This is a genomic window from Thermococcus aciditolerans, from assembly GCF_008152015.1.
Lineage (GTDB): Archaea > Methanobacteriota_B > Thermococci > Thermococcales > Thermococcaceae > Thermococcus > Thermococcus celericrescens.
In genome coordinates, this window is the sequence record NZ_CP041932.1 from 1448454 (window position 1) to 1472726 (window position 24273).

The window sequence follows — 24273 nt, forward strand, 5'->3', positions numbered from 1 at the left end:
TCCCCTTCTTATCCGATTATTATGGGGAGCATCAGCACCCCCATGCAGCCCGTTCTTTTGACCCCAAGTACCGCCGCCAGCAGTCCAATCATCACGCCCCCCGAGAGAACAACCAAACCTGTGGCACCATCGAAGAGGTACGAAAGAGCCACGAGAATCCCGGCGACCGCGGAGTTGAGCGCCCCGTAGGGAACCCGCCCGAGCAGATGGAGTATGAGAGCGGCGAGGGGCTCGGCATAGAGGAGAACCGCCATCGAAACGAAGAGGGCCGCCAGGAGGTAGAAGTAGATATCACTCCCTGCAGCGGGCGCCATCAGGGCAACGATACCGTTTCGCCTCCTTCCAGTTGAAAGGAAATTGGCAAAGGAGAACATGAAGTTGGCCGTGTTCACTGAGAACACGACGGTCAGGAAGGAACGCTCGTCTTTCGAAAGGAAGGAACCGAGGAGGGCCGCCTGGGATGCCGTGAAGGCGGGAACAAGGGAGGCAACCATTCCAAGCAGCGTCCCCATGAGGGAGAGGCCGGCAAAACGATGCCTGCTCAGGAGGATTTTACCATCTCCCCCACCACCCACGGGGGATGCCCCACTTCCCAGGGCCAGCAGAACGACGGGGAGTCCAAAAAGACCCGTGAACAGATGGTAGAACGGCTGAGAGAGACCCAGCCTGAAGGTCAGAACGCCCAGGAGCCCCGAGAGCAGGAAGACAAGGAGCACAAAAACCTTCCTCCAGCCCTTCTCAGTCGCGACTATGAGAACCGCCAGGAAAAGAACGAAGAGGCGGCCGAGTTCTGGACGGTACTCCGGGGCCAGCAGCAGGTAGAACGGCACGAGGGGGATGGATAGGAGAACGGCCAGAAAACTCGCCCACAGGGCGATTCTGACGACCTCCATTGCCCGCCCCCTGAGAACGAGCCGGTGGGCTGGGAGGACTCCAAGCGCAGTACCCTCGTCAGGAACCCCCAGGAAGGCGGAGGGAATGACGTCAAGGAAAGTGTGGGTCAGCCCCATCGCGAACAGAAGGAGGTTGCTGCGGACTCCCATATCCGATAGAAAGGCGCCCAAAGTGTTGACGTGTATCCCCGGCGCGATGCCGCTCAAGGTGCCGCCCGCGATGCCCGTCAGCAGTTCCCGGAGCACACGTCATCACCCGAGGCAACTTCAAAGGCGGGCATGCCGCGATAGGTCGTGAAGAAGCCGTAGGCGGTGACGGTTTCGTTTTCATCCAGCCTTATTCCCAGCGACTTCCTAATCTTGAGGAGCACCCAGCATTCCCCGCCGGTAACGTTGGCGATGCCGAAACCGTTTCTGTAAACCTTAACCCAGGAGACGTTCCCGCGGATTCTGGCGAACATTCCTTCCGAAAAGGAGCAGATGCCGTTTGGGAGCTCTTCCCTGGGCATGATAACAGAACAGTTAAGGCAGAGGAGGGAGGAACGGCGCCGCAGGGCCTCCATGTGGATCACGTCGCCAACCCGGGCGGAGAAGCCGTAGAGCCTGAGGTCACTGCAGTCAAGTTTCAAAGAGCGACCGCGCCCCACAACGGTGCAGTTGCCGACCGCGATATCCCCAATCCCCGCGCCCTGGAGAGGTCTCCTCTCCGCAGCCCCGAGTACCAGGATGTCGTCCCGGGAATCGACGAACAGGGAGATTCTCGAGTAGAGCCTGACGGTTCCAAGAACCCGAACCCTCTGACCCGGCTCGAGTTCGACGCCGTAGGGAGGATAGACCGCTATCTCCTCACTGCCGTTCCAGAGGAGCGTCTGCCTGCCGGAGTAAACGACGACCCCCTCGACCTCCCAGGGCATTCCATCGACGGGGCCGTCGGGGAGGCCGAGTCGTCGATAGTGGAGGGGGTAGAACCTCCCGCCGTGCCAGAGGCCCTCGACGCTGACCATCTCCCCCTTAGCGGCGTCTATCGGGAACGCAAGCCGTATCTTTGAGGGTGTGAGGAGGTAGTATCCCCGCGAGGGCCAGTACGCTCCAGTCACCGAGTCGAGGGGGAACGTCGGTTCCGCGAGCTCCACGCTCTCGGGTCTCATCCTTGGACCGGAGGTTGAGTTGTACGGGACGCCCGTAACCCGGTAGACCCGTCCAACGTCGAGTGAGGCATAGACCCCGACGCTCTCCGTGCCGTTGGTCAGGATGGAGAAGCCATCCTCAGAATACACGCAGAGACCAACGAACGCGCTGGACTCGACCCGACTTTCACTTACTGCCGCCAGTGCAGTTAAAACCACAATAGAACCTATCAATAATACAAATACGATTCTTATATCCTTAACCATGGTCAAAAGTAATCACTGAACCTTAAAAAGTTTGCCCTCACTCCCGGGGGATACTGGGGGAATGAAAGTCAGTATACCTCACCGCTCGGGTAGACCACTATGCCCTCCTCGGTTATCTCGAAGGGGTACTTCTTCATCGAGTGCTTGGTCTCGCGCATCTTCCTTATCAGGAGATAGCGCTTCAGCTCGACCTCTTTCTCGACGAAATCAAGAAGGACAACCCCCCTTGCTATGTACTCCTCCATTCCGTAGCGGCTTATTTTACCCCTTCCGGGGTCGGGAGCCTCAGTGGTCAGTATTGAAGCAACCCCCATCTCCAGGAGGATAGTGTTCAGCTGAAGCAGGACCTCCCGTATCCTGGACTCGTCATGCAGTCTGAAGGCGATGGATGGAATTGAGTCGATCACAAGCCTTTTGGCATCGATTGCCTTGACGACGCGGTAGATGTAGCGGAGAAAGTCCTCCGTGTTGAGATTGCCCTCAAGCACATACTGCTCCTCAGAGGGAAGCCCAACGACCGCGCTTACACCATCAACAATGGCGATCTTCTTCTCGCGCTCCAGCCTCTCAAGATCCCACCCAAAGGTGGCCATCTCCTTCCTGAGGTCCTGGGCCCTCTCCTCAAGGGTAACGATAACGGCAGGTTCGTTATATAACTCAGCTCCCTTGTATGCAAACTGAACGGCAAAAGTTGTTTTTCCGCTACCAGTTGGACCGGTGACAAGGACGGTGGTGCCCTTGGGGAAGCCTCCCTGAATTAAGTCATCAAAGCCAGGGATGCCGCTCTTCACCCTCTCCACTGCGTATCTCCCCATTTAAATCACCCTTGAACGTTAGTCGATAATGCTTTGACCTGATCACCCACTCTAATATAACTTCTGGATTGAAAAGAATATAAAACTTTTGGAATTCCACCCACGTCACTCCGCCGTTGGTGGGATAAAGTCCAAGATTTTTCTTTCATGGGAAAGATTCTCTGAGAAACGGGATACCTTTCCAACAAAACATTTTTTTGCCCGTTAGCAATAATCGAGACCAATACCCTGAAGAGGTGAAGCCATGCTGGATCCATTCGGGCCCGAGGCCAGGCGGCTCGTTAAAGACGAGTTCGGTGGAATAACCGAGCTGCTCATGATAATACCGTCGTACGTTGGGGTTGATGCCGCCCTCGAGAGGGTTAGCTGGATAAAGTCCGGTGAAATACCCGAGGGCATCCTTGAGCTGGAGGGGATACGGGATCTGCTCACGTTCTACGCACTCCTGGGAGCGCTGGCCTTCTCACCGTACGGCCTCGAGAGGGAGGTCGTCAGGGAGGCCAACCTGAGGATATACCACAGGAGGATACTGCAGAGAGGAACGCTCGTGGGGGTTTCCACACCCCTCGAGGCAGTCCCCGGCGGCGAAATCCCCGAGAGGGACAGAACCATACTCGAGAGAACCCACCACAAGGAGCTGTCCCCCGACGAGAGGAGGAAGCTGCGGCTGGGATACAGGATACACCTGTCAAAGTTCCTGGAGCTGTGGGAGGGCTCCCTCAAAGAGGTCTACGTGCGGAACGGATACGCGTACCTTACAGAGGAAGGGGCCATTGAGCTGTGGAAGCGCTCCTTCGAGAGAAACTTTGACAGGGCGGTGAACCTGCTCTACGAGATAAGGGACGAGCTGCCCGACTACTACCTCCGGCTCTACGAGAAGCTCGGCGAAATAGCGCGGGAGCACTACAAGGAGAGGCTGGAGAGGATGGGCCCCGCCAAGGCGGGGCCGCTGCGCTTCGACCTGTTCCCGCCGTGCGTCAAGATTGCCCTGGGCGGCGTTCCCTCGGGCCTCAGGAACTACGCTATAACCGTTCTCCTGACGAGCTTCCTGAGCTACGCCAGGCTCTGCCCCAATCCCCCCAGGAGGGACGTGAGGATAAAGGACTGCGTGAGCGACCTGGGCGTTGTGGAGAGGGAGATACTGCCCGTGATCATCGAGGCAGGCAACCGCTGTTCACCGCCCCTCTTCGAGGACCAGCCCCACGAGGTAAAGAACATCTGGTACCACCTCGGCTTCGGCCTCACGGACAACCCTACCCTTGAGGACAGCGGGAACTCGACCTGGTACTTCCCGCCCAACTGCTCCAAGATACGGGCCAACGCGCCGGAACTCTGCAGGCCAGACAGGGACTGCAGGAACATCAAGAACCCCCTGACCTACTACCTCAGGAAGCTCTACCTCGAAAACCGGCGGAAGGGAGAAGGCGAGGGCGAAGAAACGGACGGAGGGGCCAAAGAGGGCGGTGAGGAAAATGGGTGAGCTCCTTAGGGAGATGACGAAGGAGGAGAGGGCGCTCTACTACAAACGGGAATGGAGCGCGAAGAGGCTGCCCGATTTCATCGTCAGAACCCTCGAGAACAGGGAGTTTGGATTCGACCACACCGGCGAGGGGCCGAGCGACAGGAAGAACGTCTTCCTCGACGTCCGCGACCTGGAGGACTACGTGAAGACAACCGCCCCCTACGCGGTCTATTCCAGCGTCGCCCTCTACGAGGAGCCCAAGGATATGGAGGGCTGGCTCGGGGCCGAGCTCGTTTTCGACATAGACGCGAAGGACCTGCCCCTGAGGAGGTGCTCCCACATCCACGAGCACGGCCGTGTGTGCCCGATATGTCTCGAGGACGCGAAGGAGCTGGCGAGGGACACCCTCGTGGTTCTCAAGGAGGACTTCGGCTTCGAGGATGTCCACGTGGTCTATTCCGGCAGGGGCTACCACATCCGCATTCTGGACGACTGGGCGCTCTCCCTCGACGGCAAGGCCAGGGAAAAGGTTTTAACATACATCAGTGCCGCGGAGGAGTTAGACTATAAGAAGGACATTGAAAGCAATATGATAATGCTCTCCTCCGGCTACTACCGGGTATTTCGACTGAGATTCGGATACTTCCTCAGGAGGATTAACAAAAATCACCTGGAGAACTTTGGATTGAGTCCCAAGCAGATCCAGGATATCCTTGAAAACATAGAAAAGATCTATAATGAGTTTGTACTAAACGCAAAATCCCCCAACGTGGCTTTTCCCAACTCCCTTAAACGGCCCCCACGGAAGGGGGAAAGGAGGAGCGGTTTCATGATACTCCTCAATGCATCGAGTACGTTTTCAAAGGCCTACTTTGACGGTCGCGTTACGGTCGATGTTAAAAGAATCCTCCGCCTCCCGTCGAGCCTGCACTCAAAGGTTGGACTCGTGACGACGTACATCGGCTCGGATGAAAGAAAGCTCGAAAGGTTTAACCCCTTCGAGGATGCCGTTCCCAGGTTCAGGAAGGAGGAGGTCAGGGAAGCCTACGAAGAATGGCTGGAAGAGCACGGGGATGCACTGTGAACGGAAGGATAAAAATCGCCACGGCGATGCTGATATGGGGCAGCGTGGGGATATTCGCACGCTTCTCAAACCTATCCGGCCTAGGGGTCGCCTTCTTCAGGGTGTCCCTCGGCGCCCTCCTGCTCCTCGCCATCCTTGCCGGAAAGAATGAATGGCTCCAATCGCTCCCCCCACTCCTGAGGGCCAGATGGAAGCCCCTCCTGGCACTGGGCGTTTCCCTCGCCTTAAACTGGGTTTTCCTCTTCACGGCGTTCAACTACACCACCATAGCAAACGCGGTTCTCGTCTATTATATAGCGCCGATAATAGCGACGGTTATCTCGTGGCGCTTCCTCGGTGAGAGGCTGAGCCTGAAGAGCTGGCTCCTGATAGGCACCGCATTCACGGGGCTTATCCTGATTATGAGCGGCCAGAACATCGATTTGGGCAACAGAGACTTCGTCGGGATCTTACTCGCCCTGACTGCGGCTTTCTTCTACGCCATGATACCGAACCTCGGGAGATTCCTGCGCGGGATCGATGGCAAAACGCTGACGTTCCTCCAGCTCGCGATAGCATCGCTCGTGCTCGCCCCGTTTATGGCGGTTTCAGGCGTTGAGGAGCCGGCCTGGTGGGCGGTTCTCGTCCTCGTCGGAGTCCATACCGTTCTGGCGCTGTTCCTTTACATGGACGGACTCAAAGAGGTGGAGGTCAACGAGGCGGCACTGCTGAGCTATCTAGACCCAATGAGCGCTGTGGTGTATGCGTTTCTGGTATTCGGAGAGGTCCCGGGAGTCAGAACAGCACTCGGAGGGGTCCTGATACTCCTCGCATCCCTGCTGGACATCAGGGCGAGGGGGTCGTAGCCCGCCTTCTGTCTCAAGGGGACATTCGACTGAGCGGCCTACCACGGGGCTCGCACCGGGACTTCATCGCCCCTCCCTCGGCCTTGCACCCCGCGGGACGGCCGTTTCACCGGTCCCCGACGGGTCGTCTGCGGGTTAGCTCGGAGCCCGTCGCCGGGTCCTTCGCCGCTTTCATCCCCATACCCGCCGGGACGTGTCGTTTCTGCGCCGTTGCCCTCCCTCTCGGGAGGTGCCTCGCGGCACCGCGGCCCCGGTGAGGTGGGCGGAACTTCCTCGGGAGCACCCCGAGAGTCCCCGACCCCCTCGCCGTGGATAGTTTGGACAACCGGAATAAAAAGGTTGGCATTTGGGACATTGAACGAAACAAAAAGGAAGTGAAAGCTCACTTCTTCCTGGGGAGTTCCTTGTTCTCATTAAACTCCGGCTTCTTGGGCCTCTTGAACCTGCCCAGGGGGGAGCGTCTCTTGGGCTTTGGCCTGACGCGCTTCTTCCGGGTCCCCTCCGCGCGGTTCAGGTAGTAGAAGGCACCCACCGCCAGGAGGATGAGAGCCACTGCCACGAGGCCGATCCAGGGGGCCCTGGAGCCACCGCCACCACCGGTAGTCGTGGTGTTCGATGGTGCGGTGGATGAGGTCGTGGGCGTGGGGGACGAAGTCGTGGTCGTCGGCTCGGGGAGCTCCAGGTAGAGCCCTCCCTTTGCGGTGCTCGTCTCCCCTGCTGCGGTGAGGGCAAACTCGTAGTAGACAGTCTTCCCCACCGGAACCTCAAACTTCACCGTTATCTCGCTGGTCCCAGGTGGTATGGACTCCTCTATGGAGTCCTTGTACAGTACCCCGTCGTCCGAGGATATCCTGTAGGTGAGAACGCCGTTCACACTCCCGTCCCCGGGGTTTTCGACGGCGAGCTTGAAGAGCACCTCATCGTTGGCAGTCCTCTCGTAGGAGACGTTTGCGAGCACAGGGGGAGCTGAAACGGTGTAGGTAACGTTGCCTTCCCCGATCAGGCGTTCACCGAAGGTCAGTTTTATGACGGCCGTGATGGAGCCCGACACGTTCGTTGGGAGGGGAACTTCGAGAACCGTTGTACCCCCTCCAATCTCCGTTGGCTCCACGGCCCTCGATATCAGCTCCCCGTCCCTGTAAGCCTCAACCGTCAGGTTCATGCCGATGAGCCTCTCGGAGAGAACCGTCACGTACGCCCTGTTGTCCTCGTTCACCTTCACCTCGTCGGATTTTAGGGACACCCCCACCAGCGTGACCCCGAACTTTACGGGGAAGTCTTTGGAGTACCTGTAGGTGCCCCCATCGTACCTTAGGAGATAGTGGAGCCGGTACGTCCCGGGGGAAAGGTCGTATCCGACGGGTACCTCAAACCGGACGAGGTTGTCCCCGGGTACGAAGGTCAGCGTCCTGTTCTCGAAGAAGTAGGTTTTTCCATCCCTGACCAGGGAGAGCTGCCCCACCGCGGAGACGTTCCCGTGACCGATGTTGGTGACGTAGGAGAAAACGACTATGGTCTCCCCGTTCAGAACGTAGGATGAGCCGGGCCTGTCCTGAACGTAGGCCTCGACGTCGCCAAACTTTAGGGGGGAGCCCATCACGGTAAGGGCCACATCAACCGGAACAACATATACGAGACCGTTTTGCGTCGATGCAATAAAATTGAGCCGAAGTGTGTAATTGCCGGGGGAAATGTTGCGGGGGCACTCCAGCCGATAGCGCACGGTGTGGGTATCGCCCCCCTGCCAGTCAGTGAACACTGACGGAGAGATTGTGAAATTGAACCCGTTAACACGGTTCATCTTCTCGTCAAACACCAGGAAACCCCTGTAGCTAACTACATGATAGGTGAATCCAACGGTGCTCCTGAGAGTTAGTACCCCTTCGGAGTAGTCGCCCCGCACAACCGAAATTGCGTCAGATGTCACCAGCCCGGATTGGGCGGAGACAAGGTGAGCAGTGGAAAGCAACATCAAGGACAGCAGTAAAACGCCCGCCTTTTTCATGAACCTCACCGGTTATTATTAAGTGCAATTGGATATAAATTTACCTACCGTGCAGGGACAGAAAGCACCCGGAGAGAATGAGAAAAACCGTGAACGCAATAAAAAGCCAGTACGCACGGATACCGGAGACGTGGGGGCGGATTATCATGCCGAGGATCAGGAGCATTGCACCATACAGGCTGGCAAAAATCCCCAGGGCAAGGTTAACGGGAACCCCTAGAATCATCATGACGCCCAGAATGGCCCCCGCCAGCACGGTGACGTGGGGCACCGTGAAGATTAGGTAGTCCTTGAGAACCTTAGTGTCCTCGTCCATGGTCATCACTCCGCTATGAACGCGTAGGTTGTGGTGGTCGGGAGAGCCCGTCTAATCCTCGGGAGCAGGTAGCGGGGATAAAGCTCCTCGTCCCGCTCCGCTAGGATGCTGTAGGTGCCCAGGATTTTATCTATGACCTTGACCTCCACGCGCCCCCTGACCCTGAAGTAGCCCCTGTGGAGGGTGCTTATCTCCAGGACTATGGGCACCTTGAGGCGCTCGCACTCATCACCGTCCACCAGGCCCATCAGGTACTCAAGCTCGGAGCGCCGGAAGTAGTGATAGCTCCCGTCGCGGAGTCTAACGCTTGGCTCCTCCTCCGCCAGGAGCTGGGAAAGGGTGGGACGGAGAGCGGGGAGGTGAAGGTTCATCCTCGCGATCTCCCTGTTCAGTATGTCCTCCGCCTTTGTCATGTTTATGGCTACGGCCAAAGCACAAAAAGCTTTGTTTGACATTAAAATGTAAATTTCATATGATTTTGACAACGGAATGAACATTTTGCTGTCAAAGGGTGGAAGTCCCGCACATCCGCTCGTCATAGTGACAAAAATCCAGTGAAAAGGCTTTTATCAGATTAATCGTTCAGTAATCTGGCATAAAAATTGAACGTTAGAACATTTGATGGTGATAAAAATGAACGAAATTTCCACGGTTGGGATTGGTCACGGAGCCGGGTCGCCGGGGTTTGTCCAGCTGGTCTTCGTCGACATCAACGGGGTTCCAAAGGGCATGGAGATACCTGTGGATAGATACGAAGACGCACTGACGGAGGGAATAGCCTTTGACGGCTCGTCCATATCCGGTTTCCAGAGGATAGAGGACAGTGACCTCGTTCTGAAGCCAGATCCGGCCACCTACACCGAGGTTCCGTGGGAGGGAATAGCGAGGGTCTATGGGTACATCTACAAAGACGGAAGCCCCTACGGTGCGGATCCGAGGGGGGTGCTCAGAGCGGCGATCGAGAGGATTGAAAAGGAGGGATTCAGGGCATACATCGGTCCGGAGCCGGAGTTCTACCTCTTCAAAAAGAACGGAACCTGGGAGCTTAAGATACCCGACAGCGGGGGCTATTTCGACCTCGTCACCCTCGACAGGGCCCGCACCCTGCGGAGGGAGATAGCGCTCTACATGCGGGCCTTTGGCCTCGTCCCGGAGGTTCTTCACCACGAGGTCGGGAAGTCCCAGCACGAGATAGACTTCCGCTACGATGAGGCCCTCAAAACGGCGGACAACATAGTCAGCTTCAAATACATCGTCAAAGCGACAGCCGAGATGCGCGGTTTATACGCGACCTTCATGCCCAAACCCATCCACGGATTTCCCGGGAACGGGATGCACCTCCACATAAGCCTCTGGAAGGACGGAGAGAACGCATTCATAGGGGAGGACGGCCTCAGTGAGACCGCACTGCACTTCCTCGGCGGTCTGCTAAAGCACGCGAGGGCCCTCTCGGCGGTCACAAACCCGACGGTGAACAGCTACAAGCGCCTCGTCCCCGGCTACGAGGCTCCCGTTTACATCAGCTGGGGCTACCGCAACAGGAGCACCCTGATAAGGGTTCCCGCGTTCTGGGGCAACGGGGCCAGGATAGAGTACAGGTGTCCCGACCCCAGCGCCAACCCATACCTGGCATTCGCGGCGGTTCTAATGGCCGGACTCGACGGAATAAAAAGAAGGCTGGAGCCGGAGGCGTACACCGAGGCAAACGTCTACGAGATGGAAGACTCCGAGAGGGCCGGACTCGGGATAGGTACCCTGCCCGGAAGTCTCGGGGAGGCGCTCGACGAGCTGAAGAGGGACCGGGTCGTCAGGGAGGCCCTGGGCGGCGCCTACCGGAACTTCGTGGAGTACAAAGAACGCGAGTGGGAAGACTACCTCGAGTACCTGGCCTCACGGGATATTCCCCAGGAAACAAAGAAGGTGACGGAGTGGGAGCTCGAGAGGTACTTCCACGTCTAGCGGGCTTCCTCCGGCCCCTCCTTCTCCCCCATGTGCACTATCACCGAGCCCCCTATGATCAAGGCGGCGCCGGCGAGCTGTGCCGCACTCAGCCTCTCGCCGAAAAGAACGAACGCCAGGACTATGGCAACCACGGGTTCTATGGTGGCAACTATGCTGGCCCTGCTGACCTCAACTTCCTTTAGCGCATGGTTGTAGAGGATGTAGCCGAGAAACGTCGGGAAGAGTGCCAGTGCGAAGAGATATGGAACCGCCCCCGTTGGGACGCTGAAGTCAGTGAAGGGAAGGAGAAACAGGAGTCCAAACAGGAGGGTGTAGAAGAGGGCCTTCTCGGGTTCCTCCTTCCTCACCGCGAGCTTGGCCAGAACCCCGTAGAGAGCGTAGGTCAGTCCGGTCAGGAGGCCGAAGAGGAGCGCCCTGGTCGAGAACCCGGCCCCGGAACCGTTGACGAGGACTACTCCCGCCATGACCATGACGAGGGCGATGAGCTTCTCCCTCCTCAGGGGTTCTTTGAAGATCAACCTGCCCAGAACTATCGAGTACACCGGGGCGGTGTAGAGGAGAAGGACCGCGAAGGAGACTGACGAGATGGTCACCGTGTAGAAGTAGAGGGTATAGAAGAGGAAGATGCTGAAGAATCCGTAGATGGCGTAGAACTTCAGCCTCTCCCTCCCTATGGACAGTCCAATCCCCCTGAGCTCAAGGTACGTACCGAGGAGCATCAGCGCGAAGAGAACGCGGTAAAAGACCATCGTGAACGGACTGAGGCCAAAGCCGTCGAGGTACTTGGCGAATATGCCGAGGGTACCCCAGCTCGACGCGGCGAGAAAAACTAAGAGGTATCCCCTCCTCATGGGCTCACCTCAGAGGGTGGGGCCAACCGGAAGGCGCCTCTTATGCTCGCTGCCCCTCACCAGTCTTTCGACGTATTCGACCCTCTCGACGCTTATTCCAAGCTCCCTCGCTATTTCAGCCTTCTCCATTCCAAGGTCAACCATGCGCCAGAGTATCTCGTCGAGGAGGCGGTAGCTTATCCCGAGCTCGTCCTCGTCCGTCTGTCCCTCCCACAGGCCGGCCGACGGCTTCTTTTTGATTATCCTCTCCGGAACTCCAAGGAGCTTTGCTATCTCCCAGACCTCGGTCTTGTAGAGGTTTATGAGAGGAGCGTAGTCGCTGGCACCGTCGCCCCATTTCGTGAAGTACCCAGTGAGAACCTCGCTCCTGTTGCTGGTTCCGAGGACGAGGCGGTTCATTGCGTTGGCGTGGGCGTAGAGGAGCACCATCCTCGTCCTTGCCATCACGTTCCCCCTGCTCTTGGTGTCGAGCCCTCCAACGGCCCTCTCGAACTCATCGACGATGGGCTTTATGTTGACTACTTTGTAATCAATCCCCAGGCTTTCGCATACCAGCCGGGCGTCGTCAAGGTCGCGGTTCTCGTAGTAGGGCATTATCAGGCCGAGAACCCTCTCCTTTCCGAGGGCCTCCACGGCGAGATATGCAACGGTGGCGCTGTCTATGCCTCCGCTTATACCAACGACGACGCCATCGGCGCCGGCTCCATCAACGCTCTCCCTTATGAACCCGGTTATCCTCTCAATGACGGCGCTGTAATCAAGCTCCCTCATCTCCTACCCTCCTTCACATCCCTCAGCAGCTGAGTATAACCCATGAAAGCCATAACGACACCAACCAGCATCAGCACGAAGGCCACCACCGAGTAGATGGCGTAGGGGTAGTCAATGGCCGTCGCGCTGTAAGTATAGTTCACGCTCCCGTTAAAAATGTATATCACCGGCCTCTCGCTCGGGTGGAGCGTTATCTCGCGGTTCACAATCGTGTAGTTGGTCATTTCGGTCCCCTGAATCAGGGAGAGGTTGGCACCCGAAGAGGAGAGGATCAGCGTTCTGTTGTGGTACAGATACTCAGTCTCGAATTTATCATCACCCAGGTAGTGCATTCCCTCCCCCAGGGTTCCACTGGCCGAATAGACCTTGCCAACGCGGTAGAAACCCGCCGCGGATATAACGAGGGCGAGGACGAGCATTATCAGACCAGCCTTGAGAAGAGGGTACTCCATGGCATCCCTGAACGTTCCCATAGGCATCACCCAGAGTAAAGAAAAGAAGAAGATCAGTACTTGCCGACGAGGTGGCACTCCGCAAAGTGGTTGTGCTCGTACTCGACGAGCTGCGGGTGCTTGGCGTCGCAGAGTCCCTTCTGGGCGTAGATGCACCTCGGGTGGAAGCGGCATCCGGGTGGTATGTCAACGGCGTTGGGAACCTCACCCTTGATGGGCAGCTCCTTGATGACGTTCCTGCGCTCCGGTTTGGGCTCCGGAACGGCGGAGAGCAGTGCCCTTGTGTACGGGTGGAGCGGGTTGTCGATGACCTTCTCGACCGGTCCCATCTCGACTATCCTACCCAGGTACATGACCGCCATCCAGTCGGCGAAGTACCTGGCGGTGGACATGTCGTGGGTGATGTAGAGGTAGGTGACGCCCATCTTCTCCTTGAGCTCCTTCATCAGCTCGAGAACCTCAGCACGGATGGACACGTCAAGCATCGAGACCGGCTCATCGGCGACGACGAAGGTCGGGTTGAGGATGAGGGCCCTTGCTATTGCCACACGCTGCCTCTGACCACCGGAGAGCATGTGCGGGAATCTGCCGACGTAGTCCTCAGGCGGGGTTATCTTGACCATCTCGAGGGCCTTGTAGATGAGCTCCTCGCGCTCGGCCTTGGTTTCACCGATGCCGTGTATGAGCAGCGGCTCCTCGAGGATGTCGAATATCCTGAAGCGCGGGTTCATTGAACTGAACGGGTCCTGGAATATCATCTGCACGTGCCTGCGGTAGTTGAGTATCTCTTCCCTGGTTCTAACGTGAGTGACGTCGTTGCCCTCAAGGTATATCCTTCCGTCCGTCGGCTCGAGGAGCTTGACGATGAGCTTTCCGGTGGTTGATTTACCACAGCCGCTCTCACCAACCAGGGCAAAGACCTGCTGCTTGTATATCTCGAAGCTTATGCCGTCAACGGCGTGAACCTTCTTCTGCGGGGCACTCTTGATTGTGTCTATGAGGCCTCTCTTGATGGGGAAGTACTTCTTGAGGTTTTCAACTTTAAGTACCGGCTCGGCCATTTCTCACACCTCACAGCAGCCAGCATGCGGCGTAGTGGTCCTTATCAACTTCCTTCAGCTCGGGCTCCTGCTCCTTGCAGACCTGCATAACGTACGGGCACCTCGGGTTGAAGCGGCATCCCTTCGGAGGGTTGATGAGGTTGGGCGGCTGTCCAGGGATGAACTCAAGCCTCTCAATGTCCTCGTGGAGCCTCGGTATAGCTGAGAGGAGCTTCTGGGTGTACGGGTGGGCCGGCTCGTAGTAGATCTTCTCGCTGTCTCCAATCTCGACGATCTTGCCCGCGTACATGATGGCAACGCGGTCGCTAATCTCGGCGAGGATGCTGAGGTCATGGGTGATGAATATCATCGAGAGACCGAGCTCTTTCTTGAGCTTCTTCAGGAGGTTGATGATCTGGGCCTGGACAACGACATCGAGGGCCGTTGTCGGCTCATCGGCTATGACCACCTCGGGCTCAAGCAGGAGGGCAGAGGCTATGATGACACGCTGCTTCATACCTCCCGAGAGCTCGTGGGGGTAGCGGTAGACGATCTCGGGGTCGAGACCGACAAGTTCGAGGTACTTCTGGGCCCTGTCAATGGCATCGTCCTTGCTCATGCCCTTGTGGAGGAGGAGCGGCTCGATCATCTGGTGACCGACGGTGTAAACCGGGTTGAGGGCGTTCATGGCACCCTGGAATATCATGGCTATCTTCTGCCAGCGGACCTCCTTCCTGAGGACGTCCTCGGGGAGACCGACTATCTCCCTGCCATCGATCTTGATGCTGCCTCCGACTATCTTACCCGGTGCGGTGGGCATTCCCATAAGGGTAAAACCGAGGGAGGACTTGCCGCATCCGCTCTCACCGGCAAGTCCCAGCACCTCGCCCTTCTTGAGGTTAAAGGTAAGGTCATCGACGGCCTTGACGACACCCTTGTTGGTGAAGTAATACATCTTGAGGTTCTTAACTTCGAGTACGTTCTTGGCCATTTATACCACCTCACAGCTTCCTGAGCCTCGGGTTGAGTATCTTATCGAGGGCCGTACCTATGAGGACGAAGGTCAGGCCGACGACAGCTATACCGAGCCCGGGCGGGAGGACCCACCACCAGTAGCCCTTAGTCGTCGCCGCCTGCGCCTGAGCCGCGTTGAGTATCTGTCCCCACGTAACAGCCGTCGGGTCTCCGATACCGAGGAAGCTCAGGGAAGCCTCGGCGATAACCGCACCCGGAACGCTGAGGGCTATAACGGCGAACGCGTAGGGCAGGAGCTGCGGCAGTATGTGCTTGAAGATTATCCTTCCGTTGCCGGCACCGAGGGCCCTGGCGGCCTCAATGTAGGTCTGCTCCTTGATCTGGAGGGCCATACTTCTCGCAATCCTCGCTATTCCCATCCATCCGAAGATGACCAACAGCAGGACTATGAACATTAGGGTCACGTGTCCCACCGTGGCACCGATGAGGATGAGTATCGGCAGGCTCGGTATTGAGGCGAAGATCTCGTTGATACGCATCATGAACTCGTCGGCGTTTCCACCGAGGTACGCACTTGTAACTCCGTAGACAAGACCTATGACGGTGCTGAGGACGGAGACGAGTATACCTATGACGAGCGAGACCCTGCTACCCCAGATGATGCCTGCCCAGAGGTCCCTTCCGAGGTAGTCGGTACCCATGGTTCCGTAGCTCCTTCCGAGGAAGGTGATCTTTATGTCATCGATGATGACCTTGTTCTGGTCGGGGGCAGGGTTGTCGATCTTGAGGACGAGTTTGTAGTCGCCCCAGAGCGGCTCGGGGTTGTTTATAACATCCTCCGCCTTCATTCCAGGCTCAACCTTGGCAAAGGCCGCGGACACGAGGGTGTTGATGTTCATGATGACTATCGGATCCATCTGCGCCTGAAGCGGATCGAGCTCCTTGCCCTCGGTAACGTTGACGAGCCACACGTAGATGTTGGCGGAGATCGCCGCGTCCCTACCGACGGCTATGGTGGTGGAACTCGTGAGGGGCTTGTTGTCCACGAGGGGAACGGTCTTTCCATCGGGCCTCTCAAGGTACAGGCTGTACGTCGGAGCCTCGGACGGCATGTTCAGGGTCACGTTTATGTTCCTTATGATGATTCCCTGAGGACCGAGGTAGTAGCCCTTCGAAAAGCTGTAAGGGGCCTCAATCAGGATTTCGGTGTTGCTCGGGTGGGTGATCGAGAGCTCATCGCTGTAGTAAGCTACCTGGGGAACGAGCTTCTGGGAGGTGAACATGTTGTACCAGGTCGGCGGAACGTTCTTGGGGTTGTCCTCCCAGTAAGCAGAGCTCCTCCACTTATCAGGGAGGTTCGGTATTGTTGTATACGGGGCTGTAAGCGCGACGAGGACGAGGAGGATGAGGAGAAGGACGCCGGCTATACCGGTCTTCTCCCTCTTAAACTCTTCAAGGAATTCCTTAAATCCTTCTTTGACGTCGACCCATCTCATCGTGAATCACCTCACATCTTGGCGGAAGCACCGACCTTGACACGCGGGTCGAGGAATCCGTAGACCATGTCGGCGAGGACGACTCCCGCAAGGTAGAGCACCGTGAAGAAGTACGTCAGACCTATGAGGAGGTTCGTCTCGTTCTGCTGGAGGGCGACCCAGTAGAGCCTGCCCATACCCGGGTAGTTGAAGACGAGCTCACTGATGATGGCACCGCCGAGCGAACCGAGGAGGGCGAAGATGATCATGGTAACTATCGGCGGGGCGGCGGCGCGGAGGGCGTGACCGTAGATAATCTTGTGCTCAGGGACACCCTTGGCCCTAGCCGCCATGATGAAGTCCTCCTGGAGGGTGCCTATCATGATGTTCCTGGTCGTCCAGGCCCAGCCGCCGAAGACGACGAAGACGTATGTGAAGACCGGAAGGGCGAGCTTGTAGATAACGTCCTTAACGTGCTCCCAGCCGATGAGCTGCGGGTCAAACATCGAGCTGAGCGGGAACCAGCCGAGCTTGAATGCGAATATCAGAAGGAACATCATTCCGGTCCACCACATCGGCAGACTGTAGGTGAGCAGTGCGAAGATGGACAGACCCCTGTCGAAAACACTGCCGGCGTGCCTGGCGGCCCTGACTCCAAGGAAGATACCCAGGATGATAACTATTATCGTCGCGGTCGTGAAGAGCAGGATGCTTCTCGGAACCGCAACCTTGATGATGTCGGAGACGTTGTTGGTTCCGAAGATGGGCGTGGTGGTGGTTCCAAAATCAAGCTTCAATGTACGTACGGCCTTGTTGTAAACCTTCTGCCAGTACGGGAGGTTGAGCTCGTACTTTTCCCTGAGGAACTGCTCATACTCGGCCTTCGCCTTTTCATATGCATCCTGACCCTGTGTTCTCAGGATATTCTGACCGGTGGTCCTGTCCCATTGCATCATCTCATCGTTCATCTTTGCCAGGTTGCTCTGTTCCGCAACCTTAACAAAAAGTGCCGAGATAATAAACGTCACAATCAGCAGAACGAGGATGGCGTTCAGAATTCTAAACACCAGGTACTTTAGATACCCCATTTTTTCACCCCCACGTAGGTTGCTCGTGTTTAATGTATCTTTTTCAACATTGTAAAACTGACTTTATATATCTTACTGCATAGATGTGCACATTTTCATAGAAGTGCACTATGGAGCTTGGAAAGAACCGTTAGAAACGCGGGTAAAATTTCAAAAAAGGAAGGAAAGAACGAAACTACTTCACTTCTTCTTGGTGAAGTACCAGGCGGCCGCGGCGATGATGATTATCACCAGGCCGACGACGACGTAGGTGGTGGTGTTGCCGCCTTCACCTCCGCTCGGGGTCTCGGTCGATGATGTCTCGGTCGGTGAGCTGGTGGTGGTCGGACCGGTCTCGGTGGTGGTAGTGGTCTTGGTTATGTCGTCCCAGGTAAGGCCGGAGATCTTGAGGATGACCTTGGCGAGGTCGTCAACGTGCTGCTTGGTGAGGAGGTCAAGCTGGAGGAGTCCCTCACCGCTGCTGCTGAAGGAGTACTTGCTGCTGGCGTCGTAGGCGTCGCCGTTGGCGACGAGCTCACCCATGGCCCAGTACATCTCCCACGGCATGCTCGGGTAGAGGATGTAGTTGCCAGCGGTGACGTCGTCGGCGAACGGGTGGACGTAGTTACCGTAGACAACGTAGCCGTTGTCGGTGAACTGGAAGCCGAGGAAGGTCTGGTAGGTGGCGGCGGTGTCACTCAGGGCACTGTCGTAGTACGGGTCGTCCGGGGTGTCCTTGTAGGCCCAGGCGTAGTAGAAGGCGATGTAGTTCTTGATGTCGTCAACGGTCATCTTCACGCCGTTCTGCCACTCGCCCATGTCACAGGTGACGGTGACCTTGACCTTAGCGGTCTCGCCGGCGTGGGCGGCAATCCAGCCCTGGGTCTGGTTGTAGATCTTAGCATCCTCCGGAACGGTGAACTCGCCCCTCTCAAGGGTCCACTTGCACCTGTACGGGACGTAGATACCGTCGAAGTTGATCTCGCCACCCCTATCGCGGATAAGGTTCCAGAGCCTGGTGCTGTAAACGTCGGTGATACCGCCGACCGGGTTGATGGCACTCATGAAGAGGGCACCGGTTGAGGCGAACTGGGCGACCTTGAGGTGCTTGTCCGGGGTCTTGGCGCTCATTATGCTCCACCTGCTGGCGATACCAACGCTGTCGTCACTAATGATGTCGGTGACCCTCTGCTTGTTAACCGGGTAGAACTCCCAGTTCTCAACGAGGAAGATCCTGACGCTGTCCATGATACCCATGGTGATACCTATCTTCTGGAGGTCCCAGTACTGGTCAGCGCTGTTGAGGACGATGGTGGTGTTGGTCTCAGGATCAGTGTACTGGGTCATGAGCAGGAGGTAACCGATCTCCTTGTTGGTCCACTTGAGTATCGGGCCAAGGCTCTCCTCGCTGGTGTAGTACTTGGTCTGGAGCTTCTGCAGACCTGCGGTAACGCTGCCGTCGCCTATGAACTTGAGGGCGTCCTCAACGTTGACGTCAGGCTGGTGCCTGGGGTCGTTGAAGTTCGGGTAGTAGCCGAGCGGTGAGTACCAGTAGTAAATCTGCCAGTCAGGGTACATGCTTCCGAGACCACCGGCACCCCAACCACCGGTGTAGAGGTTCCACTCGTAGGTGCTGATCGGCTTCCTGAAGACTATCTCACTGGCCTTCTGCCTGTCGAGGAGCATCCTGTCAACCTTGAATCCGACCTTCTTCTCGAGGAGGTCGGAGATGTAAAGGCCTATGTCCTTCCTCTCGTCCTCGGTACGGATGACGAACTTGACCTCAACCGGCTGGTCGTCGAAGTACCAGTAGCCGTCATCCTTCTTCTCAAGGGTGTGGCCGGCAGCGGCGACCTGCTGGGCTGCCTCCTGCATGGCGTCGCTTATCATCTTGAGGGCGAGGTCCTCGTTACCGTCGGCGGTGAGGTGGAGTGCATCGTAAACCGGGGTGAAGTACTTGGCGGCCGGGTCGCTCGGGGTGATACCGCTGAGGGCCGGGGCACCGCTACCCTGGTAGATGTTCTGGATGATGTAGTTCCTGCTGATGAGCCAGTTCATGGCGAACCTAACTTCCCTGATGGCGAACGGGTTGAAGTAAACGTTGTCACCAACGGTGACGATCGGGGCGTCCTGGTCGGGGTCCTTGTACGGGTTGATGCTCAGCTCGACGGAGGAGCTGGCGCTCTTGTAGAGGTTGAGGTTGGCGAGAACATCGCTTCCAAGACCCTGGTACTTGTTGGCACCGAAGGCGAAGAGACCAATGTCGAACTCACCCTTGGCGACCTGGAGAATTATGGTCTCCTCGTTCTGGACACCCTGGTACTCGATAACGTCGGCATAACCATCCTTCGGGAGCTTGGGATCATCATTGAAAACGTTCCTCTTTCCATTAAACTTCTCAAGTTTGAGGTAAAGGTTCTCGGGAGAGTACATCGAGAGGATGTACGGACCGTTGCTGATGACAAAGTGACCGTACTTGAGGTACCACTGGAGGTCTGCCTTAAAGCGGGCCTTGGCCTCGTCGCTGTTCAGCGGTATGTCCTTCGGGGTATAGTCCGCCGCGCTAACCGGGTGGATGGCAAACAAACTAAACAACATCAAGCCCATAATAAACAATCCCAAAGCCTTCTTCATACTCCACTGCCTCCTTCACTTTTTGGCAATATTGCCATATGTGGTGTATAATGGCATGGGGATATACATTGAAAGCCTATTTAAGGGTTACGTTCTTGTAAAAGTAACGCCGGTGAAAACAAGAGGACATGGAGCCAATCAGCCTCAATACAGCTATTACACGGCCTCGCGCCAATTGTGCCATCGCACACCCACGTACTACCCCCAAAAAACAGCAAATCAGACAAAATTTCTAAAGAAGACCACACAAACGTGGAGAAAGCCCAAAAAATCGTTAGCCGCCTTTTTGAAGGACACCCCCTCCCAGAGAGAGGCAAAAAACTTAAAATGCCAAAGCATCCACCCCCAAGCGGGCACTATGTACGACCTAGTTCTGAAAGGGAAGTTCCTGACGGGTGGGAAACTGATAGAAGGAAGTATAAGGGTTTCTGACGGCAAGATTCTGCGCGTCTCAACGGGCGAGCTGAAGGGAGAAGAAACCATTCAAATTGGTCGTGGAAAGGTCATACTTCCGGGCTTGATAGACGTACACGTCCACCTAAGGGATTTTGACCAAAGAAAAAAAGAAACTGTCGAAACTGGCACGATGGCGGCGGTTCACGGGGGAATAACCACGGTCTTCGACATGCCCAACACCCAGCCGCCCGTCTTAGACGTTAAGACGTTTGAACGTAGGAAAGCACTGTTCGAGGGGACCGCATACGCTGACTACGCCCTGAGCTTTCTGATAAGAAACAACTGCAGGGATGCGGTGAAGGCCGGTGCGGACTTCTACAAAATCTTCATGGGGGCCTCAACGGGGGGAGTCTTTTCGGAGGATTTTGAAGGGGATTACTCCTGCGCCCCTGGGATCGTAAGCGTCCACGCGGAGAACGCCGAAATTATCGCCCAAAATCCTGAAAGACCGCCGGAAGCCGAAATCAGAGCAATAAAAAGGGCATTGAACGCGGCGGAAAAGCTGGGGAAGCCCCTCAACATCTGCCACGTATCGACTGCCGATGGAATTTGGGCGATACTGCAGAGAAACCTTCCGTGGGTAAGCTTCGAGGTTACTCCCCACCATCTCTTTCTGACGAGAAAGGACTTCGAGGGGAACCCGCTCCTCAAGGTTTATCCTCCGCTGAGGGACGAAGAACATAGGAGGGCACTCTGGAGGAACTTTTCCCGCATTCCACTCATAGCCAGCGACCACGCACCCCACACGCCGGAGGACAAGGAATCGGGGGCGGCCGGGATACCCGGACTGGAAACCGAGGTGGCCCTTCTTCTGGACGCGGTGAACAGGGGGATGCTCGAGCTTTCCGACATCGTTGAGAAGATGCACACAAATCCAGTTAAGATATTTGGAATAATGAACAAGGGTCTCGAAGTTGGCAAAGATGCCGACTTCACCGTGGTGGATCTCAAGAGGGAGTGGACGGTTAAACCGGAGGACTTCTACACGAAGGCAAAATGGAGCCCCTGGGAAGGCAGAAAACTGAAAGGGAAGGTAGTGATGACCCTTCTCAGGGGAAGAATCGTTATGGAGGAAGATGAAATCCTAGGAAAGCCCCAGGGGGTTAGGATAAATGCTGGAAAGGGTAGCGCTTAGGGAAGTTTGGGACGTCGTCAGGGACGTCAAGGCATTCCGCTTCGATAAAAAGCTCGAATTCAATGCAGGACAGTTCATAATGACATGGCTCCCGGGAGTTGGGGAAAAGCCCTTCAGCCTGGCCTGGAACGACACGATAGTCGTCAAAAGGGTCGGTCCCTTCACCTCCAGGCTCTTCGAGCTGGGGGAGGGGGATTACCTCTGGATCAGGGGACCGTACGGCAGGGGCTTCGAGCCCGGGGGAAAGAGGATAGCCCTCGTGGGTGGCGGAATAGGGATTCCACCTCTGTATGCATTCGCAAAACAGCACCGGCGCAGATTTGAGAGGATAACACTCCTCTACGGGGCAAGAAGCAGAGAGGAGCTGGCACTGATGGACATCGAGAACTACGTGGACGAAGTGGTAATCACGACCGATGACGGCTCGGCCGGAAGAAAGGGCTTTCCCACGGAGGTTTTCGCCGAAAGAAAGGGAGAATTTGACCAGGTATACGCCTGCGGCCCGGAGCCGATGCTGAGGGCCGTCCTCAGGGTCATGGACTACGGAAACGTCCAGGTATCGGCGGAGCGCTACATGAAGTGCGGAATAGGCGTCTGCGGCTCCTGCAACCTCGGGAAGTATCTCGTCTGCAGGGACGGACCTGTCTTCGACGGCTTCCAGCTGAAGGGACTGCTCTGACCAGTGAGCTTTTTAAACCCCTTTTCTCCGTTTCGGCCGGTGAGAGAATGAAGAAGATGAGCTGGGAAGAGTTCGCGAGAAGCATGGGTGTGGAGCCCCAAATCCTTGAGAACAAAGAGGCGAGACTGTTAAAGAAGTTTGTGATGGATTTAAAGTTTCCCACTCACTGTCAGGGCTGCCAGGGGCTGGATTTGAGCAACCCCAATCCCGTTCACCACCCAAGCTACGAGTTAACACCCGCGTGCAATCACGACTGTATCTTCTGCTACTCCAATGTTGCCGTAAAGCTCAGGAAGGCGCCCAAACCCGGCTACTACGGCTGGAACAGGCCGTACGCGATAACTGTGTCACAGTATGGAGAGCCCCTCATGAGCCCGCGCATAGTCGAGGTCAACAGAATGCTCAGGGAAAGGTTTCCGGAGGCAAGGCTCGACCTGCAGACCAACGGTTCCCTGCTGACGGAAGAACTGTGGAGCAAACTCGACTTCGACTTAGTCATGATAAGCCTTGATGCGGCAAGCAGGGAGAAGCATTTGATGATAACCAACGCCGACACCTTTGAAAACGTCGTGAATGCGCTTAGAATAGTCGGCTCAGATAAAAGCGTCCGCTCGATCGTCAGGACTATATTCATGCCGGGCATTAATGACGAGGATATCCCAAAGATAGCAGAACTTGCCGCCTCGCTTGGTGTGGACGAGATGATGCTCCAGCCACTCACGATTCACGAGCTGAACGTTGAGAGGCTTAAAAAAGCAGGACTGGATTTTGAGAGGGCGGAGAGCATAAGGGAATATCTGAAAACGGCGATGGAGGCAAAGAAATACATCGACGTCCGTATAAGCGGCTGCCAGCTGGCGATATACAGAACCATGGACCCGCTGACGCTCTTCAGTGCGAGGCGCGTTGCCAGGGACGTCGCCCCGATAGTAAAGAGGAAGCGGGCGAAGATAGAGGAAACCTGCGACGGAGCGTTCAGACTCAGCGTCGAAGGGCTAAGCCTAGAAGAGCTCGCCTCAACTCTGAGTGCCCTCAGGATTGGATACACGATGAAAAACGGCACCCTCAGGTTTAAGGATGGCAACGCGGAAGTTGTGGTCTTCAAAAACGGGAAGGTGCTGATAAAGGGCGTTGGAGAGGAGAAAGCGAGGGAGATTTACAGCAAATACTTCGAGAACAACGTGGATTAACCCTATTCTCCAAAAGAGAAGCGTTAAATATTTCCTCGCCCACTTTTTATAGCCGGGGGTAGCGATGATACGCGAGATGCTGGCCTTCATATTTCTGACGGCGTTTCTCTTCATCAACCTATTCCTGATGCTGATGCGGGCCTTCGGAAGCCTGACCGGAATGGCCTGGAGGAAGGTTCTCCGCCTCGAGGTTCCAGAGAACGAGAAGAAGGGCATCGAGAGACTCTACACACTGGCCTGGATAGCCGTTGGAGCCTGGGCGTTCTGGAAGCTCTGGGGGGCCAGCTGGAGCGCGGCCTTCTTCGGTTTCCTCGCCTTCAGGAGCGGGGCCAACATAACCAGGACTCTAATCTACGGCCTCCACGACCAAAGAATCATAGAGGAGTACACCGAGGACAGCACGGTTCTGGGAATAATCGGAATGGCGACCAAGCTGTCAATACTGCTCGAAACGATTTTCGTCGTCGCCTTTGCCCTCGCCTACAAGGCGTTCTCGGTAACGCTCACCCCCAACGGGATGAGCGCAAACACATTCATCCTCTCCATCTGGCTCTCCGGATTGGCCTTCGGTCTGCTCTTCGGCTGGTTCATAGCCAGAAACAACAGAGGGATACTCCTCCAGAATGCCATAGCCACCGTGGGCTTCTTCGCGACGAAGAAGGGCAAGAGAAAGACCAACGAGACTGTGAAGAAGGCAAAGGACACAACGGACAGGCTGAAGTCCAATGTTCTAAAGAGGTCCAGATAAGCTTTTAAGAATCCCCTCTTTTTC

21 protein-coding genes, 1 other RNA gene and 1 pseudogene are annotated in these 24273 nt (G+C 56.4%); 8 read left to right on the forward strand and 15 right to left on the reverse strand.

Going from position 1 to position 24273, the window contains the following annotated elements:
* Positions 1-8: 8 nt before the first annotated feature.
* From FPV09_RS08005 to FPV09_RS08015, 3 genes are all read right to left on the reverse strand, one after another.
* Positions 9-1139 (reverse strand): tripartite tricarboxylate transporter permease, encoded by a 1131-nt coding sequence (locus FPV09_RS08005; protein ID WP_148883006.1) that lies wholly within the window; start codon positions 1137-1139, stop codon positions 9-11.
* Positions 1121-2287, reverse strand: a complete 1167-nt coding sequence (locus FPV09_RS08010) for a hypothetical protein (RefSeq protein ID WP_148883007.1) — start codon at positions 2285-2287, stop codon at positions 1121-1123. The genes FPV09_RS08005 and FPV09_RS08010 overlap by 19 nt, the downstream gene beginning before the upstream one ends.
* 68 nt (positions 2288-2355) lie before the next feature.
* Positions 2356-3102, reverse strand: coding sequence for an ATPase domain-containing protein (locus FPV09_RS08015; RefSeq protein ID WP_058938074.1), 747 nt, complete (start codon positions 3100-3102; stop codon positions 2356-2358).
* Positions 3103-3346: 244 nt separating this feature from the next.
* Between FPV09_RS08015 and priL the strand changes: the two genes are divergently transcribed.
* Genes priL through FPV09_RS08030 form a run of 3 tightly spaced genes read left to right on the forward strand, consistent with a single transcriptional unit; the run spans position 3347 to position 6493 of the window.
* On the forward strand, positions 3347-4582 hold the full coding sequence (priL, locus tag FPV09_RS08020; protein ID WP_148883008.1) for a DNA primase large subunit PriL: 1236 nt from the start codon (positions 3347-3349) through the stop codon (positions 4580-4582).
* Complete coding sequence (gene priS / locus FPV09_RS08025; protein WP_148883009.1) at positions 4575-5648, forward strand: DNA primase catalytic subunit PriS; 1074 nt, start codon at positions 4575-4577, stop codon at positions 5646-5648. Before priL ends, priS begins: the two co-directional genes overlap by 8 nt.
* Positions 5645-6493 carry a DMT family transporter gene (locus FPV09_RS08030; protein WP_210411120.1) on the forward strand — a complete coding sequence of 283 codons (849 nt, stop codon included), beginning with the start codon at positions 5645-5647 and terminating at the stop codon, positions 6491-6493. The genes priS and FPV09_RS08030 overlap by 4 nt, the downstream gene beginning before the upstream one ends.
* Here FPV09_RS08030 and rnpB read toward each other — a convergent pair.
* The 4 genes from rnpB to FPV09_RS08050 all read right to left on the reverse strand — a co-directional run bounded on the left by rnpB (position 6479) and on the right by FPV09_RS08050 (position 9227).
* Positions 6479-6800, reverse strand: an RNA gene (gene rnpB, locus FPV09_RS08035) — RNase P RNA component. The genes FPV09_RS08030 and rnpB overlap by 15 nt on opposite strands.
* A 75-nt stretch (positions 6801-6875) precedes the next feature.
* A complete protein-coding gene (locus FPV09_RS08040; protein WP_148883776.1) occupies positions 6876-8498 on the reverse strand; it encodes a COG1361 family protein in 1623 nt (540 codons plus the stop codon).
* Between the two features lie 40 nt (positions 8499-8538).
* On the reverse strand, positions 8539-8814 hold the full coding sequence (locus tag FPV09_RS08045) for a hypothetical protein (RefSeq protein WP_058938078.1): 276 nt from the start codon (positions 8812-8814) through the stop codon (positions 8539-8541).
* A gap of 5 nt (positions 8815-8819) precedes the next feature.
* Positions 8820-9227: a DUF61 family protein gene (locus FPV09_RS08050; protein ID WP_148883011.1), complete on the reverse strand. Its 408-nt coding sequence runs from the start codon at positions 9225-9227 to the stop codon at positions 8820-8822.
* 220 nt (positions 9228-9447) lie between these two features.
* On the opposite strand from FPV09_RS08050, the gene glnA reads away from it, so the two are divergent.
* Complete coding sequence (gene glnA / locus FPV09_RS08055) at positions 9448-10773, forward strand: type I glutamate--ammonia ligase (protein WP_148883012.1); 1326 nt, start codon at positions 9448-9450, stop codon at positions 10771-10773.
* On the opposite strand, the gene FPV09_RS08060 is transcribed toward glnA, so the two are convergent.
* From FPV09_RS08060 to FPV09_RS08095, 8 genes are all read right to left on the reverse strand, one after another.
* Positions 10770-11627 (reverse strand): EamA family transporter, encoded by an 858-nt coding sequence (locus FPV09_RS08060; RefSeq protein ID WP_148883013.1) that lies wholly within the window; start codon positions 11625-11627, stop codon positions 10770-10772. The two genes, glnA and FPV09_RS08060, sit on opposite strands and share 4 nt — an antisense overlap.
* A 9-nt stretch (positions 11628-11636) precedes the next feature.
* Positions 11637-12398 carry an NAD+ synthase gene (locus FPV09_RS08065; protein ID WP_148883014.1) on the reverse strand — a complete coding sequence of 254 codons (762 nt, stop codon included), beginning with the start codon at positions 12396-12398 and terminating at the stop codon, positions 11637-11639.
* Entirely contained in the window at positions 12395-12871 is a 477-nt protein-coding gene (locus tag FPV09_RS08070; protein WP_148883015.1) for a hypothetical protein, read from the reverse strand. The genes FPV09_RS08065 and FPV09_RS08070 overlap by 4 nt, the downstream gene beginning before the upstream one ends.
* 32 nt (positions 12872-12903) lie before the next feature.
* A complete protein-coding gene (locus FPV09_RS08075; RefSeq protein ID WP_148883016.1) occupies positions 12904-13911 on the reverse strand; it encodes an ABC transporter ATP-binding protein in 1008 nt (335 codons plus the stop codon).
* A gap of 10 nt (positions 13912-13921) precedes the next feature.
* The gene (locus FPV09_RS08080; protein ID WP_058938085.1) at positions 13922-14881 is read right to left on the reverse strand and encodes an ABC transporter ATP-binding protein; all 960 of its coding nucleotides are present in this window, start codon (positions 14879-14881) and stop codon (positions 13922-13924) included.
* Positions 14882-14891: 10 nt separating this feature from the next.
* On the reverse strand, positions 14892-16361 hold the full coding sequence (locus FPV09_RS08085; protein WP_148883017.1) for an ABC transporter permease: 1470 nt from the start codon (positions 16359-16361) through the stop codon (positions 14892-14894).
* A gap of 11 nt (positions 16362-16372) precedes the next feature.
* Positions 16373-17428: an ABC transporter permease gene (locus FPV09_RS08090; protein ID WP_148883018.1), complete on the reverse strand. Its 1056-nt coding sequence runs from the start codon at positions 17426-17428 to the stop codon at positions 16373-16375.
* A gap of 180 nt (positions 17429-17608) precedes the next feature.
* Positions 17609-20014: an ABC transporter substrate-binding protein gene (locus FPV09_RS08095; RefSeq protein WP_246112253.1), complete on the reverse strand. Its 2406-nt coding sequence runs from the start codon at positions 20012-20014 to the stop codon at positions 17609-17611.
* 385 nt (positions 20015-20399) lie between these two features.
* On the opposite strand from FPV09_RS08095, the gene FPV09_RS08100 reads away from it, so the two are divergent.
* The 4 genes and pseudogenes from FPV09_RS08100 to FPV09_RS08115 all read left to right on the forward strand — a co-directional run bounded on the left by FPV09_RS08100 (position 20400) and on the right by FPV09_RS08115 (position 24249).
* Positions 20400-21632 carry a dihydroorotase gene (locus tag FPV09_RS08100; protein WP_148883777.1) on the forward strand — a complete coding sequence of 411 codons (1233 nt, stop codon included), beginning with the start codon at positions 20400-20402 and terminating at the stop codon, positions 21630-21632.
* Positions 21610-22311, forward strand: a complete 702-nt coding sequence (locus FPV09_RS08105; RefSeq protein WP_148883020.1) for a dihydroorotate dehydrogenase electron transfer subunit — start codon at positions 21610-21612, stop codon at positions 22309-22311. The genes FPV09_RS08100 and FPV09_RS08105 overlap by 23 nt, the downstream gene beginning before the upstream one ends.
* 47 nt (positions 22312-22358) lie before the next feature.
* Positions 22359-23255, forward strand: a pseudogene (locus FPV09_RS08110) (radical SAM protein); the annotation flags it as partial.
* A gap of 310 nt (positions 23256-23565) precedes the next feature.
* Positions 23566-24249: a hypothetical protein gene (locus tag FPV09_RS08115; protein ID WP_148883022.1), complete on the forward strand. Its 684-nt coding sequence runs from the start codon at positions 23566-23568 to the stop codon at positions 24247-24249.
* Positions 24250-24273: the final 24 nt, after the last annotated feature.

Coding starts and splice junctions, on each gene's coding strand:
- FPV09_RS08010 (WP_148883007.1), bottom strand. CDS start 2,287: ATGGTTAAGGATATAAGAATCGTATTTGTATTATTGATAGGTTCTATT.
- FPV09_RS08015 (WP_058938074.1), bottom strand. CDS start 3,102: ATGGGGAGATACGCAGTGGAGAGGGTGAAGAGCGGCATCCCTGGCTTT.
- priL (WP_148883008.1), top strand. CDS start 3,347: ATGCTGGATCCATTCGGGCCCGAGGCCAGGCGGCTCGTTAAAGACGAG.
- priS (WP_148883009.1), top strand. CDS start 4,575: ATGGGTGAGCTCCTTAGGGAGATGACGAAGGAGGAGAGGGCGCTCTAC.
- FPV09_RS08040 (WP_148883776.1), bottom strand. CDS start 8,498: ATGAAAAAGGCGGGCGTTTTACTGCTGTCCTTGATGTTGCTTTCCACT.
- FPV09_RS08045 (WP_058938078.1), bottom strand. CDS start 8,814: ATGGACGAGGACACTAAGGTTCTCAAGGACTACCTAATCTTCACGGTG.
- FPV09_RS08050 (WP_148883011.1), bottom strand. CDS start 9,227: ATGACAAAGGCGGAGGACATACTGAACAGGGAGATCGCGAGGATGAAC.
- glnA (WP_148883012.1), top strand. CDS start 9,448: ATGAACGAAATTTCCACGGTTGGGATTGGTCACGGAGCCGGGTCGCCG.
- FPV09_RS08060 (WP_148883013.1), bottom strand. CDS start 11,627: ATGAGGAGGGGATACCTCTTAGTTTTTCTCGCCGCGTCGAGCTGGGGT.
- FPV09_RS08065 (WP_148883014.1), bottom strand. CDS start 12,398: ATGAGGGAGCTTGATTACAGCGCCGTCATTGAGAGGATAACCGGGTTC.
- FPV09_RS08070 (WP_148883015.1), bottom strand. CDS start 12,871: ATGGGAACGTTCAGGGATGCCATGGAGTACCCTCTTCTCAAGGCTGGT.
- FPV09_RS08075 (WP_148883016.1), bottom strand. CDS start 13,911: ATGGCCGAGCCGGTACTTAAAGTTGAAAACCTCAAGAAGTACTTCCCC.
- FPV09_RS08080 (WP_058938085.1), bottom strand. CDS start 14,881: ATGGCCAAGAACGTACTCGAAGTTAAGAACCTCAAGATGTATTACTTC.
- FPV09_RS08085 (WP_148883017.1), bottom strand. CDS start 16,361: ATGAGATGGGTCGACGTCAAAGAAGGATTTAAGGAATTCCTTGAAGAG.
- FPV09_RS08090 (WP_148883018.1), bottom strand. CDS start 17,428: ATGGGGTATCTAAAGTACCTGGTGTTTAGAATTCTGAACGCCATCCTC.
- FPV09_RS08095 (WP_246112253.1), bottom strand. CDS start 20,014: ATGGGCTTGATGTTGTTTAGTTTGTTTGCCATCCACCCGGTTAGCGCG.
- FPV09_RS08100 (WP_148883777.1), top strand. CDS start 20,400: ATGTACGACCTAGTTCTGAAAGGGAAGTTCCTGACGGGTGGGAAACTG.
- FPV09_RS08105 (WP_148883020.1), top strand. CDS start 21,610: ATGCTGGAAAGGGTAGCGCTTAGGGAAGTTTGGGACGTCGTCAGGGAC.
- FPV09_RS08115 (WP_148883022.1), top strand. CDS start 23,566: ATGATACGCGAGATGCTGGCCTTCATATTTCTGACGGCGTTTCTCTTC.